This window comes from Brucella sp. H1_1004, from assembly GCF_047308065.1.
Taxonomy (GTDB): domain Bacteria; phylum Pseudomonadota; class Alphaproteobacteria; order Rhizobiales; family Rhizobiaceae; genus Brucella; species Brucella pseudogrignonensis_B.
Genome location: NZ_JAYKZA010000002.1, coordinates 1,913,930 through 1,930,666, shown reverse-complemented (window position 1 = coordinate 1,930,666; position 16,737 = coordinate 1,913,930). Strand labels below are relative to the sequence as shown.

The following is a 16,737-nucleotide window of genomic DNA, read 5'->3' as shown; positions in this document are numbered from 1 at the left end:
CATTTTTTACTATCGCGGGATATAAAGCCATATCCTTATTTGTGGGAGCGATGCCCTATGCCTGCCAAATTGTCTGTCAATCTCAATGCTATAGCCATGTTACGCAATCGCCGTGACTTGCCATGGCCAAGCGTTACAGGCCTTGGGCGAGCAGCGCTTGCAGCAGGTGCCGCCGGTCTGACGGTACACCCACGCCCCGATCAGCGCCATATTCGGTTCTCCGATCTGGGTGATATTCGCGCGCTCATTGATGACGAGTATCCGCAGGCTGAGTTCAACATTGAAGGTTTTCCAACAGAGGCATTTCTTGATCTGGTTGACAAACACCAGCCCGAACAAGTGACGCTGGTTCCCGATGATCCGATGCAGGCGACGTCTGATCACGGTTGGGACTTTGAAACCAAATCTGATTTCCTGGCTCCGATTGTTCAGCGCCTCAAGGCAAACGGTATGCGTGTTTCGCTGTTTGCTGACCCTGATCCGCTTGGCTATGATAAAGCTAAGGCCATTGGTGCTGACCGTATCGAGCTTTACACTGGGCCTTATGGTGCGACTTATGACGATCCTTCAGCTGCAACGCGGGAACTTGCCCGTATCGGTAAGGCAGCTGATGCTGCAGCCAAACTTGGACTTGCAATCAATGCCGGGCACGATTTGACAGTTGAAAATCTGCCAGCGCTGGTCAAACGTGTACCGCAGTTAAGCGAAGTTTCTATCGGTCATGGCCTGACGGCAGATGCTCTGATGTATGGTATGCCGGTTACGGTCAGTCGCTATATTGCAGCGCTGGCGGGATAGGTGGTGCGTAAAACGCATGGCTGCTAAACAAGCCGTGCGAAATCTGCATTTGTGCGCGGACGTAACAAGTTATAGACCGCGCGCCTGATGTTTATGTGCTGGGGGCATGCAGGATCAATTAAGGGAAGCATAAATGAAGTTTTCCGCAGTCCAAGATTTGTACCCCGGCGATTGCTTAAGTTATCCGAAGTTTGTTTTCGTCGAACTGTTGAGTTGTTAGCGGACTGAACGAGGAACTTTTACGTCTGGCCAGAGTTTTTTCTGACGAAGATTTTCCTCTTTTTCTTTTTTCCTGCAGGTTTACAAATTACGGCCTTGTGAGGTGTCTGCATATGAGCAGCGAGAATACCGATAAGAACCAGCCAGTTGCCGATGAAGCACAGGCCGGATCTCAAAACACGCTGCCTGTTGGCGTTATTCCTGAAAACGGTACAGTTTCCGAAGAGAACGATCATTCGCACGACAGCATGAAAATGCTCGTGCTTGGGGCATTGGGCGTTGTTTACGGCGATATTGGAACCAGCCCGATTTATGCGTTCCGCGAAGCATTGCACGCCGCGACATCGGACGGTTTTCTGTCACGAAGTGATATTCTTGGCGTCGTTTCCTTGATTTTCTGGGCGCTTCTGCTCGTTGTAACCATCAAATATGTGATCTTCGTGCTGCGTGCCGACAATAATGGCGAAGGCGGTATTCTCTCTCTGATGGCTTTGGTACGGGCTGCCTTGAAAGGGCGGCCCGATGTCATTTTGGCAGCTGGCATCTGTGGTGCAGCGCTGTTTTTTGGCGATGCGGTGATTACACCTGCGATTTCTGTGCTGTCAGCTGTGGAGGGTGTGCAGATCGTTGCGCCCCACATGACGCCCTTTGTGGTGCCGATTACGGTGGTGATCCTTGTCGTTCTGTTTTCGATTCAGAAATATGGAACGGGCAAGGTCGCGATTGTTTTTGGGCCGATTATGGCCGTTTGGTTCTTGGCGCTCGGCGCTTCGGGGCTCTGGCATATCTTTGATGACCCGACCGTTATGGCGGCCCTCAATCCTTACTATGCTTTACGGTTTCTAGTGGTTAGTCCCGGCGTTGCCTTCATCACGGTTGGTGCAGTTTTTCTTGCGATGACGGGCGCTGAGGCGCTTTACGCTGATCTTGGCCATTTTGGACGCAAACCCATTGTCCGTGCATGGCTTTGGATCGTGTTTCCATGCCTGTTGCTTAACTATTTCGGGCAGGCGGCATTCGTGCTTTCGCATGGCGAAGCGGCGGCTCTGCCATTCTTCGAGATGATGCCGGAATTTGCACTTTGGCCGATGGTTTTGCTTGCAACTGCTGCAACAGTGATTGCAAGTCAGGCGGTCATCAGTGGTGCGTTTTCAGTGGCACGTCAGGCCGTGCAGCTCAATATTCTGCCGCGCTTAGAAATTCAGCATACATCGGAAAAGCTGCATGGGCAGATTTATATTCCGCGCGTCAATCTTCTGCTTGGTCTGACTGTTATCATACTGGTGCTTGGCTTCGAGAAGTCGAACAATCTGGCTTCCGCGTACGGTATTGCTGTGACGGGCAATATGCTGGTCACGACCGGGCTCCTTTATTTCGTCATGACGCGTATCTGGAACTGGCGCGTCAGCCGCGCACTACCAATTATTGTCGGCTTCCTAATTGTTGACCTTCTGTTTTTCAGTGCCAACATCATTAAGGTGCATGATGGCGGGTGGGCATCTATCCTGTTTGCTGCCATTCTTGTGATCATTATGTGGACATGGGTACGTGGCACGCGCCACTTGTTCCAGAAAACACGCAAGGCCGAAGTGCCGCTTGATCTGATTGTCGAGCAGATGAACAAGCGTCCGCCTACGATTGTGCCCGGCACAGCTGTGTTCCTGACCGGCGATCCCAAGAGTGCTCCTACTGCGCTAATGCACAGTCTCAAGCACTACAAAGTCCTGCATCATAACAATGTGATTTTGACTGTAGTTACGGCATCTAAGCCCTGGGTTTCGAGTGCTGACCGTGTGCGTGTTTCGCAATATAATGAGCGTTTCATGCAGGTGACGTTGACGTTTGGCTACATGCAGCAGCCCAATATCCCGCGAGCCTTGGGGCTTTGCCGCAGGCTTGGCTGGAAGTTTGATATTATGACGACGTCGTTCTTCTTGTCGCGCCGCTGGCTGAAAGCATCGGCGCATTCAGGCATGCCGCTCTGGCAGGATAAGCTGTTTATCCTGCTTGCGCGCACGGCATCCGATGCGACGGAATATTTCCAGATTCCAACAGGTCGTGTTGTGGAAATTGGAACGCAGGTGAATATCTGATATTGCAGTTATAAAATCTCTCAGGGCGTCTTCTCAGGAATTGATTCCAGAAGACGCCCTTTCTTTTTGAATTTGCTGGCTTCTTTTTATTGCCGGACACAGTGTTCGGATCACAATTCTAAAATCTGCATTCGCTTTGAAAAATCCTGCTTGACGGTGACCATATCACACACTAATAAACGGAACCGTACCGTACGGTACAAGTTGGAGGGATTAACCGGTGACTGATAAAAGCGAAGAATTGCAGGCTCAGAAGCAGCCGTCTTTCTCGCCGCGTCAGAACGAAGTTCTGGAGCAGGCGTTGCGCCTTCTTGTTGAAGGCGGGGACCGCGCTTTGACAACGGCAAGCATTGCGCGTGCTGCCAATTGCTCCAAGGAAAGCCTCTATAAATGGTTTGGTGATCGAGATGGTTTGCTGACGGCGATGGTTCGCTGGCAGGCATCGAAGGTTCGCGTTGTGCCCGTGGCACGCGAGAAGCTGGATGCTGAATCGCTTTTCTCCAGCCTTGAACATTTTGCTCGTGACTGGTTGCTGGTTTTGTCGGGGCGCACATCCGTTGCGCTGAACCGTCTGGCCGTCAGTCACTCTGCCTCTGGTAAGTCGGCATTGGGTGACATCGTTCTCTCAAATGGTCCGGTTGCCATGGCCAAGCGTCTTAAGCCGATCCTTGAAATGGGACAAGAAGCAAAGCTTCTGGCTTTTGACGATATTGATGAAGCTTTTCGTGCGTTTTTCGGGCTTGTTGTCCGGGATATGCAGATCCGGTTGCTGCTTGGCGACCGGCAGGAACTAACTGACGCGGAGGTTATCCGGGACGCCCGGCGCGCCACCAAGCAGTTTTTCGCTCTTTATGGAGCTTAATCTTCTGCGGATAAGAGGAAGCCGCAGAGCAATTTGAATGAAGGGAATATCGAAATGCGCGTTTATTACGATCGCGATGCAGACGTAAACCTGATCAAGTCGAAGAAGGTTGTGATTGTCGGTTACGGTAGCCAGGGTCGCGCTCATGCGCTGAACCTCAAGGACTCCGGCGCTGCCAATGTGCGCATCGCTCTTCGTGAAGGTTCGGCAACTGCAAAGAAGGCAGAAGCTGATGGCTTCGAAGTGATGAATGTTGCTGACGCTGCCAAGTGGGCCGACCTGCTGATGATGGCAACCCCTGATGAACTTCAGGCTGACATCTACAAGGATCACATTCAGGACAACATCCGTGACGGCGCAGCAATTGCTTTTGCGCACGGCCTCAACGTTCATTTCGGCCTTATTGAGCCAAAGAAGACCGTTGACGTTGTCATGATCGCACCAAAGGGCCCAGGCCACACTGTTCGCGGCGAATACCAGAAGGGCGGCGGCGTTCCTTGCCTTATCGCTATCCATCAGGATGCTTCGGGCAACGCACATGACCTCGCTCTGTCCTACGCTTCGGGCGTTGGCGGCGGCCGTTCGGGCGTCATCGAAACCACCTTTAAGGAAGAGTGCGAAACCGATCTGTTCGGTGAGCAGGCTGTTCTTTGCGGCGGCGTTGTTGAACTCATCCGCACAGGTTTTGAAGTTCTGGTCGAAGCTGGTTACGCACCAGAAATGGCTTACTTCGAGTGCTTGCACGAAATGAAGCTCATCGTAGACCTGATCTACGAAGGCGGCATTGCCAACATGAACTACTCGATCTCCAACACTGCTGAGTGGGGCGAATACGTCACTGGTCCACGCATCATCACTGCAGAAACCAAGGAAGAAATGAAGCGCGTTCTGAAAGACATTCAGACCGGTAAGTTCACTTCCGATTGGATGCAGGAATATCGTGCAGGTGCAGCGCGCTTCAAGGGTATCCGTCGCAACAACGACAGCCATCAGATCGAAGAAGTTGGCGAAAAGCTCCGCGGCATGATGCCATGGATCGCAGCGAACAAGCTCGTCGACAAGGCACGCAACTAAAAATCTGAGATATTCAGGCTTTCGCTGTCTGCAAATGGCATTTTGTTTCACTTCCGGTGCTCACGTACTCTATGTACGCTCCGCTCCGGTTCTCACAAAAAACCATTTTCGCCAAGCGAAAGACCTGAATCTCATCAGATTTTGCAGTGCTCTACGATCAGAGAAAAAGAGGGGCGTTTCTTACGCCCCTTTAGCACATGGCAATGAACTGGTTTTTCAGTGTGGGTATTCGCGCACGAAAAGATCGTCTGATGCTTTTGGAATTTATGTTTTGTGCGTTGTTTAGCCAAAACAATTCAGAATATCTTTATTCCGTCTGAGCATGGAAGAAAGTGTTCTCGTTAGCAAAAAATTGCGCTATCGCTAGAACTTTATCTGGCGAGTTTGAGGAGGCTTTGCCTCCATCGTATTGAGGAGATTTCCGGTGCTGGACTGGGAAACTGTATTTGCAACGCGCTCGAAGCGTATGCGCGCTTCTGAAATCCGTGAACTTCTGAAATTGCTGGAGCGTCCGGATATTATTTCCTTTGCCGGTGGCATTCCGGATCCGGCGTTGTTCCCACATGCTGAATTTCAGAGCGCTTATCAGGATATCTTTGGTGGTCCTGAAGCCAATGCAGCTCTGCAATATTCGGTATCCGAAGGCTATAAGCCACTGCGTACATGGCTGGTAAGCGAACTCGCTAAGATCGGCATTCCATGCACTGAAGATAATGTCTTCATTACCTCCGGTTCGCAGCAGGCGCTCGATTATCTCGGTAAGCTTTTCATTTCACCTAATGATACGGCGCTAGTGACCGCGCCGACCTATCTTGGCGCTTTGCAGGCATTTAATGCCTATGAGCCGACCTATGATATTCTCTCGCTCAACGGGAATCGCACACCGGTTTCTTATAAGCAGCATGCGGAAGATGCTGGCGGACAGGTCAAGTTCGCGTATCTCTCGGCAGATTTCAGCAATCCAACCGGCGAAACCGTTGATCTCGCAGGCCGTAAGAAGCTTATCGCCGATGCGGATGAGCTTGATATTCCGATCATTGAGGATGCTGCCTATCAGTATCTGCGTTATAATGGTGAAGCCATTGCGCCGATCCTGTCGCTCGATATAGCGCGTAACGGCGGTGACATCGAAAAGACCCGCACGATCTATTGTGGCTCCTTCTCAAAGACACTCGCGCCCGGTTTGCGTGTCGGTTACGTCGTTGCTTCGCAGTCGGTTATCCGCAAGCTCGTTCTGTTGAAGCAGGCTGCTGATCTTCATTCTTCGACCATCAACCAGATTGCTATTCATCGAGTTGCGTCGACCGGTTTTGATAAGCAGGTTTCAAAGCTGCATGGTGTTTACAAGCATCGCCGTGACAAGATGTTGGAAGCACTGGCCAAGTATATGCCGGAAGGCACAGACTGGACCAAGCCTGAAGGCGGTATGTTCATCTGGGTTACGCTGCCAAAGGGTATGGATGGTGCGGCACTGCTTGCTGCTTCTATTGAAAGCGAGAAGGTTGCATTCGTGCCGGGCAAGGCATTCTTCGCAGATGGCACCGGCGCGAATACGTTACGTCTTAGCTATTCATGTGCCAATGATGAAATGATTGATGAAGGTATCATGCGGCTCGGTCGCTTGATCCGCACGCATTCCAAATCGGAAGCTGCATAAAATCAGAAGCCGGGCATTGCCCGGCTTTTTATTTATTGGAATGGGGAATTACAGCCGGTGCGCGGCCCTGCCAACGGCTGATAGGTGTTATCCGAAGTGCGATAGCTGCGGTAGTGGTTCGAACACCATGAAATATGGTTGCTGCTTGGACCAAAAGTTTTAACAGCTGTACGATCAGCGGGGCGAACCTGAAGCGGATCGCCATTTTTGTAGATGGGGATGCCTTCACGCGAGATGTAATTGCCGCTGTCGCGGCAACCTGCGCCATAGCATTTGGGCGATCCGGCCTGTGGCTGATAGGGGCGTGGCAAAGCCCCAGCGATAGGCGGCGAGCTTGGGCGCAAAGACGGCACGTATGGCGTGTTCAAATCAACAGCCGCCGCGCTGCCGATGAGGCTTGCGGCAAACAGACCTGTGCAAATCGCAATGCGTCCTATCTTTCCAAGCATCTCGTTATCCCGATTTAAAAATAGTATATGGTGACTTTTCAGAGCAAAACCAGCGTGGCTGTAAATTCCTGAAAAGAACCACTTGCTAATTGTAGCGCAAGTCGCGAGATTGCGCAGGCATGTTTACGATAGCCACATTTAATGTTGAAAATCTGATGCGCCGGTTCGATTTTTCCGGTTTTCGTAATGAATTGTATCAGGATCGCTCGCTTAAGCTCTTTGAGATCAGCGATGAAAATCAATATCGTTTGCTTGAGCAGGCGCGGGCGGTTGCGCATGCCGACGACACGCGGCAAATGACTGCTCTGGCTATTGCTGAAACGCGTGCCGACGTGCTTTGCCTGCAGGAGGTCGATAATGTCGCAGCACTTAATGCCTTCGAATATGGCTATCTTTTCAAGATGGTCGGGCAGGGCTATCGCAATAAATATCTGATTGATGGCAATGATAGTCGCGGCATCGACGTTGCCGTTATGGCGCGGGATACGACGCGCGATGGTCAGCGTATTGAAGTGCTTGAAGTCACCAGCCACGCGCATGTGACCTATAAGGAACTCGACCTTTATCAGCCGGTGCTGGCTGAGCTGGGGTTAGAGCCGCATGACCGCATTTTCAAACGCGATTGCCTTTGTCTTGATATGCGTATCGACGGGAAGCCGCTGACATTGTTTGTCGTTCATCTGAAGTCGATGAGTGGTTCGCGTAACGGGCTGGATGGGCGTACTGCGTCATTGCCAGTTCGGCAGGCTGAAACGCGGGCGATACGCCATATCATCGAAGAGAAGTTTGGCGCGAACAATACGGCAGATAAGCGCTGGCTCATTTGCGGCGACTTCAACGATTATCGCGAACGGATCATCATCGAGGGTGATGAGTGGAACGGTTATCAGTTCTCACCAGTCAAAGAAGCGGCCAGCGCGCTCGATACTTTGTTGAGCGATGGCTTTGCTATCAATCTTGTGGAACGTCGCGCTGAAATGGATCGCTGGACGCTTTATCATACACGTGGGCCACAGGAGCGGCATCTTTGCCAGCTTGATTACATCCTCGCATCGCCAGCGCTGGCAGACAAGAACGGTGGTGCGATCCCGCAGATTATCCGCCGTGGTCAGCCATGGCGTACGGTTTTTCCGCCGGGACAGGAAGTGGATCGCTATCCACGGACTGGATGGGATCGTCCGAAAGCCAGCGACCATTGCCCGGTGGCTGTGACGCTGAACATCGTTTGAGAATGAGTCGGCTGATGCAGAATGTAAAAGAAAACACGGTTTATGAAATTGACCATGTGAATGTGCAGATTTTGCCGGGGCGGCTCGATTATGTGCAGGTGAACGAGGATGCCATTGCCAAAAATTGGCAGCGCGAGCGCGAGGCCAACCCGACATTGTTTGATGGTGAAATTTATCTGGCGCCTGAAGCACGCCTTGAAGGCCGCTCATTTACCGCCGGTTTTCATCGTACCAGCTTTGCAACGCTTATGTATTGGCGCAAAGACGTCCAGAATGTGCGGCCATGGCACATTTTTGGTGTGGGCGTGATTGTATCATCTGAAGGACACCTTATTGCCGCGCGTATGAGTTCGCATAATGCGGTCGCTGGACGTGTTTATTTTCCGGCGGGCTCTATTGATGACAATGATATAGTCGATGGACATGCGGATTATGAAACCAATATGGCGCGTGAAGTCTTTGAGGAAACGGGCCTAAAACTTAGCGATGCCAAGGTAGAAGCAAAGACGCATCTGGTTATGGCTGCAGGGAGCATCGCGCTTTTTCGCCGATATTACTTTGAACTTTCGACGGCTGAATTGTTGAAACAAATTGAGGCCAATCTGGCGTTACAAGTTGAACCGGAGCTTTCGGAAATCATTCCGGTCACACAGGCGGGGGTAATGGGGCAGGCGACGCCGTCTTATGTGCGGGCGTTTGCCGACTGGCATTTTGATAATCAACAGTAACGATTGGTTCTTACAGATGACAGCGCCGAGAAATTGGCTATGCTCGCAGCTTAAGGCTATTCGCCGACTGTGATCTGAGGGAGACGTGAACGATGACCGAAGTTGCCAGTACCGGCCGGTATTATGAGGTTTTTGATGTTTTTGCCGATAAGGCATTGGCAGGAAACCCGCTGGCTGTCGTTCATGACTGCGAAGGTCTGACCGATGCGCGCATGCAGGCAATCGCGCGCGAGTTCAATCTGTCTGAGACGGTCTTCATTTTTGCGCCTGAAAATCCAGTGCACGAAGCGGCGGTTCGTATTTTTACACCGGATTACGAGCTGCCTTTTGCCGGACACCCGACTGTTGGTGCCGCCGTATCATTAGCACGACATCGCCGGACAGGTGATGAGTCCGACCGGATTGTTACGCTCGAAGAGAAAGTCGGCGTTGTTCGTTGCGGTGTAATTCTCGGTGAGAATAGCGCCTTTGCCGAATTTGATCTGCCACGCTTGCCAGAAAAGATCGATATTAAAATCGAGAAAGAAGAAGCGGCTGCCGCTATCGGACTTGGAACGCATGAAATCGGTTTTGAAAACCATATCCCTGCGATCTGGAGCGCTGGTACACCCTATCTGCTGGTGCCGGTTCATAATCTGATTGCAGCTGCAAAGGTCTCTATCGACCCCGTCTATGTGAGTGAAAGCCTGCCGCATGTCGGCGACCGGCCATTGCCGATCTATGTCTATTGTCGTGAGACTATTCTGTTCGATAGCAACTATCATGCACGTATGTTTGTGACCGGATCGAATGTCTATGAAGACCCGGCAACTGGGTCTGCGGCAGCGGCTTTTGCGGGTATGATTCTAGTCAAGGACAAGCCGGTAGACGGAAGTTCACAATGGTGGATTGAGCAGGGCATGGAAATGGGCCGACCATCGCGTATTCGTCTTGAGCTTGATGTATCTAAACAGGTGCTTACCGGCGCGCGTATTGGCGGGACGGCTGTAAAAATTGCTGAAGGGCGATTGTTCGTCTGATTTTCATGTTTTGATTGCAGTCAAATCGCAATCGTTGCTTCATAGTAATCTATTGATAGGTTGGATGAATAGAGGACACTGAATATGTTAATCAAAGAAATGTCTGACATTGATGTCCGCAATATGATCCAGCATAGCGAGATTGGGCGGCTGGGTTATGTGCTTGATAATCGGCCCTATGTCGTCCCGCTCGGGTTTAAGTTCAGCGGCGGCGCGCTCTATTCTTTCACCACAGATGGCCAGAAAACTGAAGCCATGCGAAAGAACAATGCCGTCTGTATTTTGTTTGATCAAATAGTATCAAAGACGCAATGGCGCAGCGTTGTCGTGAATGGTCATTATCGCGAAATCACGCGGGATCAGGAAAAGGCCGCCATCGTGAACATGCTCTCAAATGAGCCAACGTGGTGGGAACCTGCCTACACCAAGACGATTACCAGTGGCGGCACACAACGCAAACTGGAGCCAGTTTTCTTCCGCGTTGATATTGAAAGCGCCACTGGGCACCAAACGGCTTAATTCTCTCTTTCGCCCATTATCCCACACAAAATCGCTTCGCAATTTTGTTGGAAATGCTTTAGCGAACGACCAGCACCGGCACCTTGCTGTGCGTCACGACTTCATAAGTCTGACTACCAAGCAACATGCCCTCGAGGCCACGGCGACCGTGGGACGCCATCACAATCAGATCGTTGCGCAGTTCTTTGGCGGTTTCGATAATCGATGTCGCCGGATGCTGGGCTACGACGTGCAATGTTTGAATTTCAACACCTGCTTGATTTGCTAATTCGCGGGCGCGCGCGAGAGCCGCGTCGGCATAGTCGTTCCACTCTTCTTCATAACGTTCGATGAAAGCTGGACTATCAGTAAATCCACCCGGAAGTCCGGTAAGCGAATAGGGTGCAGTTACTATGAGGACGGTAGCTTTGCTGCCCATTGCTTTTGCGGTGTCAAACCCATGAATAAGACCGCGTTCGGCAAATTCCGAACCATCGGTGGTTAAGAGTATATTCTTATACATCGTGCCCTCGCTTTGACTATTTGAACCTATAAATTAGGTAGCAATTTATCCATATCAAACTGGATATAGCGTTCAAATTGAATAAAGCAGGACTTGAGAGTTTTATGCCACTTGATTGCGATACATTTCATGCGAGCTGGGTTGCGACTGTTCTTAATCTGGATTGGCCATCCAGAGATTCGACACAGATTGAAAACGATTCCGAGCGGGTAAAGCTTCAGAAGCAAGAACTGGTGCGCATGTTTGATGAGGCAACCGAACATGGCATCAATGCCGTTATTTTTCAGGTTTCGCCTGCTGCGGACGCTTTTTATAAATCAGATTATCTGCCTTGGTCGTCTTATCTGACAGGTACGCTTGGAAAAGACCCGGGCTTTGACCCGCTGCGCTTTGCAATTGCGGAAGCGCATAAGCGCGGCATTGAGCTTCACGCATGGCTTAATCCTTACCGCGTTTCGATGGATGTGCGGCCTGCTACACGAAAAGAGCTGAAGAGTTCTTCGAATGATTCCCCGCCGAGCGTCTATAAGACCAATCCGGAATGGGTGGGTATTTCAGCGGATCGTTATGTCCTTGATCCAGGCATTCCAGCTGTGCGCCAATGGGTGAGCAATATCACTGCCGAAGTCGTTCAGAAATACGATGTCGATGGTATCCAGTTCGACGATTATTTCTATTATGAAACCCAAGGCTCGCCGCTCAAGGACGATAAAACTTATAAGCGTTTTGGGACGAAGTTCGCCAGTAAGTATGACTGGCGACGTTATAATACTTATACACTGGTGCAGGAAATCTCGGATCGGATCAAGGCGATCAAACCGCATGTTCGCTTCGGCATTAGCCCGGGCGGTGTCTGGCGCAATCAGGCGGATGATCCGCGAGGTTCCGCGACGCGTGCAGGCAAAACCAATTATGATGGTGATTTTGCTGACACACGTGCTTGGGTCAAGGACGGTTTGATCGACTATATCGCGCCGCAAGTTTACTGGTCTTCTGGACGCAAAGATGTGCCCTATGGTCCGATCGTCCGCTGGTGGGCGGATACTGTGCGCGGCACGAAGACTGATCTCTATATCGGTATGGCGCTCTATCGTGCCGGCAGTTCTTCGAAGTCCGAACCAGAGTGGGTTGAGGGAAATGGTGTTGATGAAATCAAGCGGCAACTTGATCTCAACAACTCCATACCAGAAGTAAAAGGCAGTATTCTTTTCCGCCAAGGATTTCTGTCTGACCCCAAACTTAAAAGCGTTTCTGCATATCTGAAAAAGACTTGGGGTAAGTGCCGCCCGCAAAAATAGCGGTCGAGGTTGCTGATATTTATTATCTAATTGATTTAAATCAAAGAAAGCATTTGTGCACTGGTGCTAGTGATTGATCGTTGTCAGGTTCCACCAGAACTGACGGCCCGGGATGTCGAGGCCCAACCTAAAGCGACATCCCGGCTAAGAATTTCTCATTAAAGGATCTGTCGAGCGCACCAGCGCGATCTTTTTTTGCAGTGTTGCCCTGATCGACAGTCAGCGGGTGCTGTCAACATTGCCCTCCATCTCTCTCAATCAGCACCCGCGAATTTTCTTCAATATTCTGATATTTTAGCCATGAAACTTCGCAGCATTTGAGTATAGTTGATTGTAATCAAGGCACGTATTTTCAAGTAAAATACAGCTATTTCAACTTGAGTTAGATTGGTCAGCATATCGATTTACTGTGCTGCCTAGAAAATGATGATGCGGAGGTCATTTCGGATGGGCTTTAATCGCAAGCAGTGGATCGTAACGGGTGTCGTCGTCGCTTTGGCAGCTGGAGGCTATTATGGCTGGAAAACACTAAGCGATCCCGGAATGCCGGAAGGCTTTGCAGGCGGTAATGGTCGCATCGAAGCGGTTGAGATTGATGTCTCAACCAAAAGCCCCGGACGTATTCGCGAAATTCTTGCCGATGAAGGGCAGTTTGTCGAAGCAAACGCCGTTCTGGCGCGGATGGATACTGCCCAGCTTGAGAGCCAGCGCAAACAAGCAGAAGCGCAGCTTCGTCGTGCGCAAATCAGCATAGACACAGCGAAAAGCTTAGTTGCGCAGCGTGAGGCGGAGCAAATAGCCGCGCAGGCGACTGTCGCACAACGGGAAGCACAGCTTGATGCTGCTAATCGCCGTCTGGCTCGCTCGCAGCAACTGTCAGAATCACGCACCGTCTCTCAGCAGGTGCTCGATGATGATCGCGCTACTGCGCAGGGTGCTGAGGCAGCCGTTGGAGCTGCAAAGGCACAGTTGGCGGCTACAGCTGCGGCGATCAGTGCAGCGAAGGCGCAAGTCGTCGATGCGGAGGCCTCAGTGGAAGCCGCAAAGGCGGCTATTGCGACAATCGATACGGATATAAACGATGCCACTTTACGCTCGCCAAAGCCGGGTCGTGTGCAATACCGCGTTGCGCAACCTGGCGAAGTGCTGTCGGCTGGTGGACGTGTGCTTAATCTTGTTGATGTCAGCGACGTCTATATGACTTTCTTCCTGCCGACTTCGCAGGCTGGCCGGGTGGCGATTGGTGCTGATGCTCGAATCGTGCTCGACGCCGCACCGCAATATGTGATTCCCGCTAAAATCAGCTTCGTCGCCGATGTTGCGCAGTTCACGCCGAAGTCGGTTGAGACGGAGGAAGAGCGTCAGAAACTCATGTTCCGTGTTAAGGCAAAAATTCCGCAGGATTTGCTTCAGAAATATATTCAGCAGGTTAAGACGGGGCTTCCGGGCATGGCTTATGTGAAACTCGACCCTAATGCTGAATGGCCGAAGAACCTTGCGGAAACCGTAAAATGAGTGAGGTTTCGATAAGGGCTGGCGTGGGCGACGACAGCTTTGTCGTTCGCGCAGAAAGCGTGGAGCTGTCCTATGGATCAGCTCAAGCACTGCGCGATATTTCGCTTAATATCCCAGCCGGGTGCATGGTTGGCTTGATTGGCCCCGATGGCGTTGGCAAATCGAGCCTTCTATCTTTGATTGCTGGCGCTCGTGTTATGCAGCAAGGCAGGATTGACGTGCTTGGAGGGGATATTGCCGATAAGCGTCATCGTCAGTCCGCCTTCCCGCGTATCGCCTATATGCCGCAAGGTTTGGGCAAAAACCTGTATCCGACACTTTCCGTTTTTGAGAATATCGAATTTTTTGGGCGGTTGTTTGGCCATGACAAGCAGGAGCGGGAACGCCGTATCGCTGATCTTTTGGCGAGAACCGGAATGTCTCCTTTTGCGGATCGTCCGGCGGGTAAGCTTTCGGGCGGCATGAAGCAAAAGACCAGCCTTTGCTGTTCGCTGATCCATGATCCTGATTTGTTGATCCTTGATGAGCCGACCACGGGCGTCGATCCTTTGTCGCGGCGTCAGTTCTGGGAATTGATTGACGATATCCGAAAAGACCGTCCGGGTATGAGTGTGATTGTGGCCACAGCCTATATGGAAGAAGCGGAGCGCTTTGACTGGCTGGTGGCGATGAATGACGGCCAGATTCTGGCGACGGGTACGCCGCAAGAATTGCTTGAGAAGACGAAGACGCCCAATTTGGATGCGGCTTTCATTGCGCTTTTGCCGGAAGAATTGACTAAAGGGCATAGCGAAGTGGTTATGCCGCCGCGCAATACGCAGACAGATACCGGCATCGCTATCGCAGCTGAGCATGTCACGGTACGATTTGGCAATTTTACTGCGGTCGATAATGTGAGTTTCCGTATTCCACGCGGCGAGATTTTTGGGTTTCTCGGCTCCAATGGCTGTGGCAAATCCACGACGATGAAGGTCTTGACTGGCTTGTTGCCAGCAAGTGAAGGCACGGCAAGGCTGTTTGGACGCGAAGTCGATCCAAAGGATATCGATATACGCCGTCATGTTGGTTACATGTCGCAAGCATTTTCGCTCTATTCGGAACTGACAGTTCATCAGAATTTGGAGCTTCACGCCAAGCTGTTTGGCATGGCGGAAGAAGACACCAAACGTAGAATCAAGGAACTGGCCCAAAGGTTTGATTTGGCTGCGGTTATGGATGATCTGCCCGACTCGATGCCGCTCGGCATTCGTCAGCGCCTGTCGCTGGCTGTCGCGCTGATCCATTCGCCGGATATTCTTATTCTTGACGAGCCGACCTCGGGCGTTGATCCGGTTGCGCGTGATGCGTTCTGGCAAATTTTGGCTGATCTTTCGCGCAACGATAATGTCACGATCTTCGTCTCAACCCATTTTATGAATGAGGCGGAACTCTGTGATCGCATTTCCTTGATGCATGCTGGCAAGGTGTTGATCAGTGATACACCAAAAGCCATCACAGCAAGCCGCAATGCAGCAACACTGGAAGACGCTTTCATTGCATATCTCGAAGAGGCGATTGGCGAAACAGCGCCTGAGAAAGACGTTGAGGAGACGGTGAAAGCTCAACCAGAAAAGGTTGAGAAAAGCAAAAAGCCGTCTTCCAGTTGGTTGCCAAATCCCCGGCGGGTACTGGCTTTTTCTCGTCGGGAAGCACTGGAGTTAAAGCGCGATCCGATCCGCGCGACGCTCGCTATTCTTGGCACTGTGATCCTGATGTTCGTTATCGGATACGGTATCAATCTGGATGTTGAGGATCTTACATTCGCTGTTCTGGATCGCGACGATACGACAATCAGCCGGGATTATACGCAGCAGCTTGCTGGTTCGCGGTATTTCACCGAAAAAGCGCCCATAACCGATTATGATGATCTTGATCGGCGTATGCGCGAAGGTGAAATCAGTCTGGCAATTGAGATCCCGCCGAATTTCGGCAGTAATGTCGCGCGTGGCCGTCCTGTCGAAATTGGTGCCTGGATTGATGGTGCGATGCCAACGCGCGCTGAAACCGTGCGCGGTTATGTGCAGGGAATGCATGCCAATTGGCTGACACAAAAAGCACGCGAGCTTTATGGCAGCGCTGCCACTGTCGGCAATTTCAATCTCGAAATTCGTTATCGTTATAACCCGGATGTTCAGAGCCTTGTAGCGATGGTTCCAGCCGTTATCCCGCTACTTCTCCTGATGATACCGGCTATGCTGGCAGTTCTGAGTGTCGTGCGCGAAAAAGAACTTGGCTCGATCATTAATTTCTATGTGACGCCGGTGACTAAGTTCGAGTTTTTGCTGGGTAAACAGTTGCCTTATATCGCGCTTGCCTTCCTCAATTTCCTGATGTTGACGGCCTTTGCAGTGTTCATTTTCCGTGTGCCTTTCACAGGCAGTTTCCTGACCTATGCCACAGCCGCGCTGCTCTATGTCATCATCACAACCGGGATGGGACTGGTGATCTCGACTTTCATCAATAGCCAGATTGCAGCGATCTTCGGCACCGCATTGCTGACGCTTATTCCGGCAGTGCAATATTCCGGCATTATCGATCCCGTTTCGTCTTTGCAGGGGGCGGGCGCCTTTATCGGCAAGATTTATCCGACGACTTATTTCGTGACGATCTCGCGCGGGACTTTCTCAAAGGCGCTCCATTTCTCTGATCTCGCCGGATCATTCCTGCCGCTGCTAATTGCTATACCGGTTCTGACCGTTCTCGGCATTGTTCTTCTCAAGAAGCAGGCGGGTTGAG

14 protein-coding genes are annotated in these 16,737 nt (G+C 51.3%); 12 read left to right on the top strand and 2 right to left on the bottom strand.

What is annotated here, in order from left to right; all coding sequences use genetic code 11:
- The first annotated feature begins 57 nt into the window (after positions 1-57).
- The 5 genes from U2P60_RS16745 to U2P60_RS16725 all read left to right on the top strand — a co-directional run bounded on the left by U2P60_RS16745 (position 58) and on the right by U2P60_RS16725 (position 6,703).
- Entirely contained in the window at positions 58-798 is a 741-nt protein-coding gene (locus U2P60_RS16745; protein ID WP_413573414.1) for a pyridoxine 5'-phosphate synthase, read from the top strand.
- A 467-nt stretch (positions 799-1,265) separates the two neighbouring features.
- Complete coding sequence (locus U2P60_RS16740) at positions 1,266-3,110, top strand: potassium transporter Kup (protein WP_413573843.1); 1,845 nt, start codon at positions 1,266-1,268, stop codon at positions 3,108-3,110.
- Positions 3,111-3,330: 220 nt separating this feature from the next.
- The gene (locus U2P60_RS16735) at positions 3,331-3,972 is read left to right on the top strand and encodes a TetR/AcrR family transcriptional regulator (RefSeq protein WP_313826722.1); all 642 of its coding nucleotides are present in this window, start codon (positions 3,331-3,333) and stop codon (positions 3,970-3,972) included.
- Positions 3,973-4,026: 54 nt separating this feature from the next.
- A complete protein-coding gene (ilvC, locus tag U2P60_RS16730; protein WP_265985376.1) occupies positions 4,027-5,046 on the top strand; it encodes a ketol-acid reductoisomerase in 1,020 nt (339 codons plus the stop codon).
- A gap of 424 nt (positions 5,047-5,470) precedes the next feature.
- Positions 5,471-6,703: a PLP-dependent aminotransferase family protein gene (locus U2P60_RS16725; RefSeq protein WP_413573413.1), complete on the top strand. Its 1,233-nt coding sequence runs from the start codon at positions 5,471-5,473 to the stop codon at positions 6,701-6,703.
- Positions 6,704-6,735: 32 nt separating this feature from the next.
- Here the strand turns inward: U2P60_RS16725 and U2P60_RS16720 are convergent, their stop codons facing one another.
- A complete protein-coding gene (locus U2P60_RS16720; RefSeq protein WP_413573412.1) occupies positions 6,736-7,152 on the bottom strand; it encodes a BA14K family protein in 417 nt (138 codons plus the stop codon).
- A gap of 119 nt (positions 7,153-7,271) precedes the next feature.
- Between U2P60_RS16720 and U2P60_RS16715 the strand changes: the two genes are divergently transcribed.
- The 4 genes from U2P60_RS16715 (at position 7,272) to U2P60_RS16700 (ending at position 10,647) form a co-directional block, all read left to right on the top strand.
- Positions 7,272-8,381 carry an endonuclease/exonuclease/phosphatase family protein gene (locus tag U2P60_RS16715; protein WP_413573411.1) on the top strand — a complete coding sequence of 370 codons (1,110 nt, stop codon included), beginning with the start codon at positions 7,272-7,274 and terminating at the stop codon, positions 8,379-8,381.
- 14 nt (positions 8,382-8,395) lie between these two features.
- Complete coding sequence (locus U2P60_RS16710) at positions 8,396-9,109, top strand: NUDIX hydrolase (protein WP_413573410.1); 714 nt, start codon at positions 8,396-8,398, stop codon at positions 9,107-9,109.
- A 92-nt stretch (positions 9,110-9,201) separates the two neighbouring features.
- Positions 9,202-10,128: a PhzF family phenazine biosynthesis protein gene (locus tag U2P60_RS16705; protein ID WP_413573409.1), complete on the top strand. Its 927-nt coding sequence runs from the start codon at positions 9,202-9,204 to the stop codon at positions 10,126-10,128.
- An 84-nt stretch (positions 10,129-10,212) separates the two neighbouring features.
- A complete protein-coding gene (locus U2P60_RS16700) occupies positions 10,213-10,647 on the top strand; it encodes a pyridoxamine 5'-phosphate oxidase family protein (RefSeq protein ID WP_413573408.1) in 435 nt (144 codons plus the stop codon).
- Positions 10,648-10,705: 58 nt separating this feature from the next.
- Here the strand turns inward: U2P60_RS16700 and U2P60_RS16695 are convergent, their stop codons facing one another.
- The gene (locus U2P60_RS16695) at positions 10,706-11,149 is read right to left on the bottom strand and encodes a universal stress protein (RefSeq protein WP_413573407.1); all 444 of its coding nucleotides are present in this window, start codon (positions 11,147-11,149) and stop codon (positions 10,706-10,708) included.
- 104 nt (positions 11,150-11,253) lie between these two features.
- On the opposite strand from U2P60_RS16695, the gene U2P60_RS16690 reads away from it, so the two are divergent.
- The 3 genes from U2P60_RS16690 (at position 11,254) to rbbA (ending at position 16,736) form a co-directional block, all read left to right on the top strand.
- Positions 11,254-12,447 (top strand): glycoside hydrolase family 10 protein, encoded by a 1,194-nt coding sequence (locus U2P60_RS16690; protein WP_413573841.1) that lies wholly within the window; start codon positions 11,254-11,256, stop codon positions 12,445-12,447.
- Positions 12,448-12,894: 447 nt separating this feature from the next.
- Positions 12,895-13,962 (top strand): HlyD family secretion protein, encoded by a 1,068-nt coding sequence (locus U2P60_RS16685; protein ID WP_413573406.1) that lies wholly within the window; start codon positions 12,895-12,897, stop codon positions 13,960-13,962.
- Complete coding sequence (rbbA, locus tag U2P60_RS16680) at positions 13,929-16,736, top strand: ribosome-associated ATPase/putative transporter RbbA (protein WP_413573405.1); 2,808 nt, start codon at positions 13,929-13,931, stop codon at positions 16,734-16,736. Before U2P60_RS16685 ends, rbbA begins: the two co-directional genes overlap by 34 nt.
- The last annotated feature ends 1 nt before the right edge of the window (position 16,737 follow it).

Coding starts and splice junctions, on each gene's coding strand:
- ilvC (WP_265985376.1), top strand. CDS start 4,027: ATGCGCGTTTATTACGATCGCGATGCAGACGTAAACCTGATCAAGTCG.
- U2P60_RS16690 (WP_413573841.1), top strand. CDS start 11,254: ATGCCACTTGATTGCGATACATTTCATGCGAGCTGGGTTGCGACTGTT.
- U2P60_RS16685 (WP_413573406.1), top strand. CDS start 12,895: ATGGGCTTTAATCGCAAGCAGTGGATCGTAACGGGTGTCGTCGTCGCT.
- rbbA (WP_413573405.1), top strand. CDS start 13,929: ATGGCCGAAGAACCTTGCGGAAACCGTAAAATGAGTGAGGTTTCGATA.
- U2P60_RS16715 (WP_413573411.1), top strand. CDS start 7,272: ATGTTTACGATAGCCACATTTAATGTTGAAAATCTGATGCGCCGGTTC.
- U2P60_RS16720 (WP_413573412.1), bottom strand. CDS start 7,152: ATGCTTGGAAAGATAGGACGCATTGCGATTTGCACAGGTCTGTTTGCC.
- U2P60_RS16745 (WP_413573414.1), top strand. CDS start 58: ATGCCTGCCAAATTGTCTGTCAATCTCAATGCTATAGCCATGTTACGC.
- U2P60_RS16700 (WP_413573408.1), top strand. CDS start 10,213: ATGTTAATCAAAGAAATGTCTGACATTGATGTCCGCAATATGATCCAG.
- U2P60_RS16695 (WP_413573407.1), bottom strand. CDS start 11,149: ATGTATAAGAATATACTCTTAACCACCGATGGTTCGGAATTTGCCGAA.
- U2P60_RS16710 (WP_413573410.1), top strand. CDS start 8,396: ATGCAGAATGTAAAAGAAAACACGGTTTATGAAATTGACCATGTGAAT.
- U2P60_RS16705 (WP_413573409.1), top strand. CDS start 9,202: ATGACCGAAGTTGCCAGTACCGGCCGGTATTATGAGGTTTTTGATGTT.
- U2P60_RS16740 (WP_413573843.1), top strand. CDS start 1,266: ATGAAAATGCTCGTGCTTGGGGCATTGGGCGTTGTTTACGGCGATATT.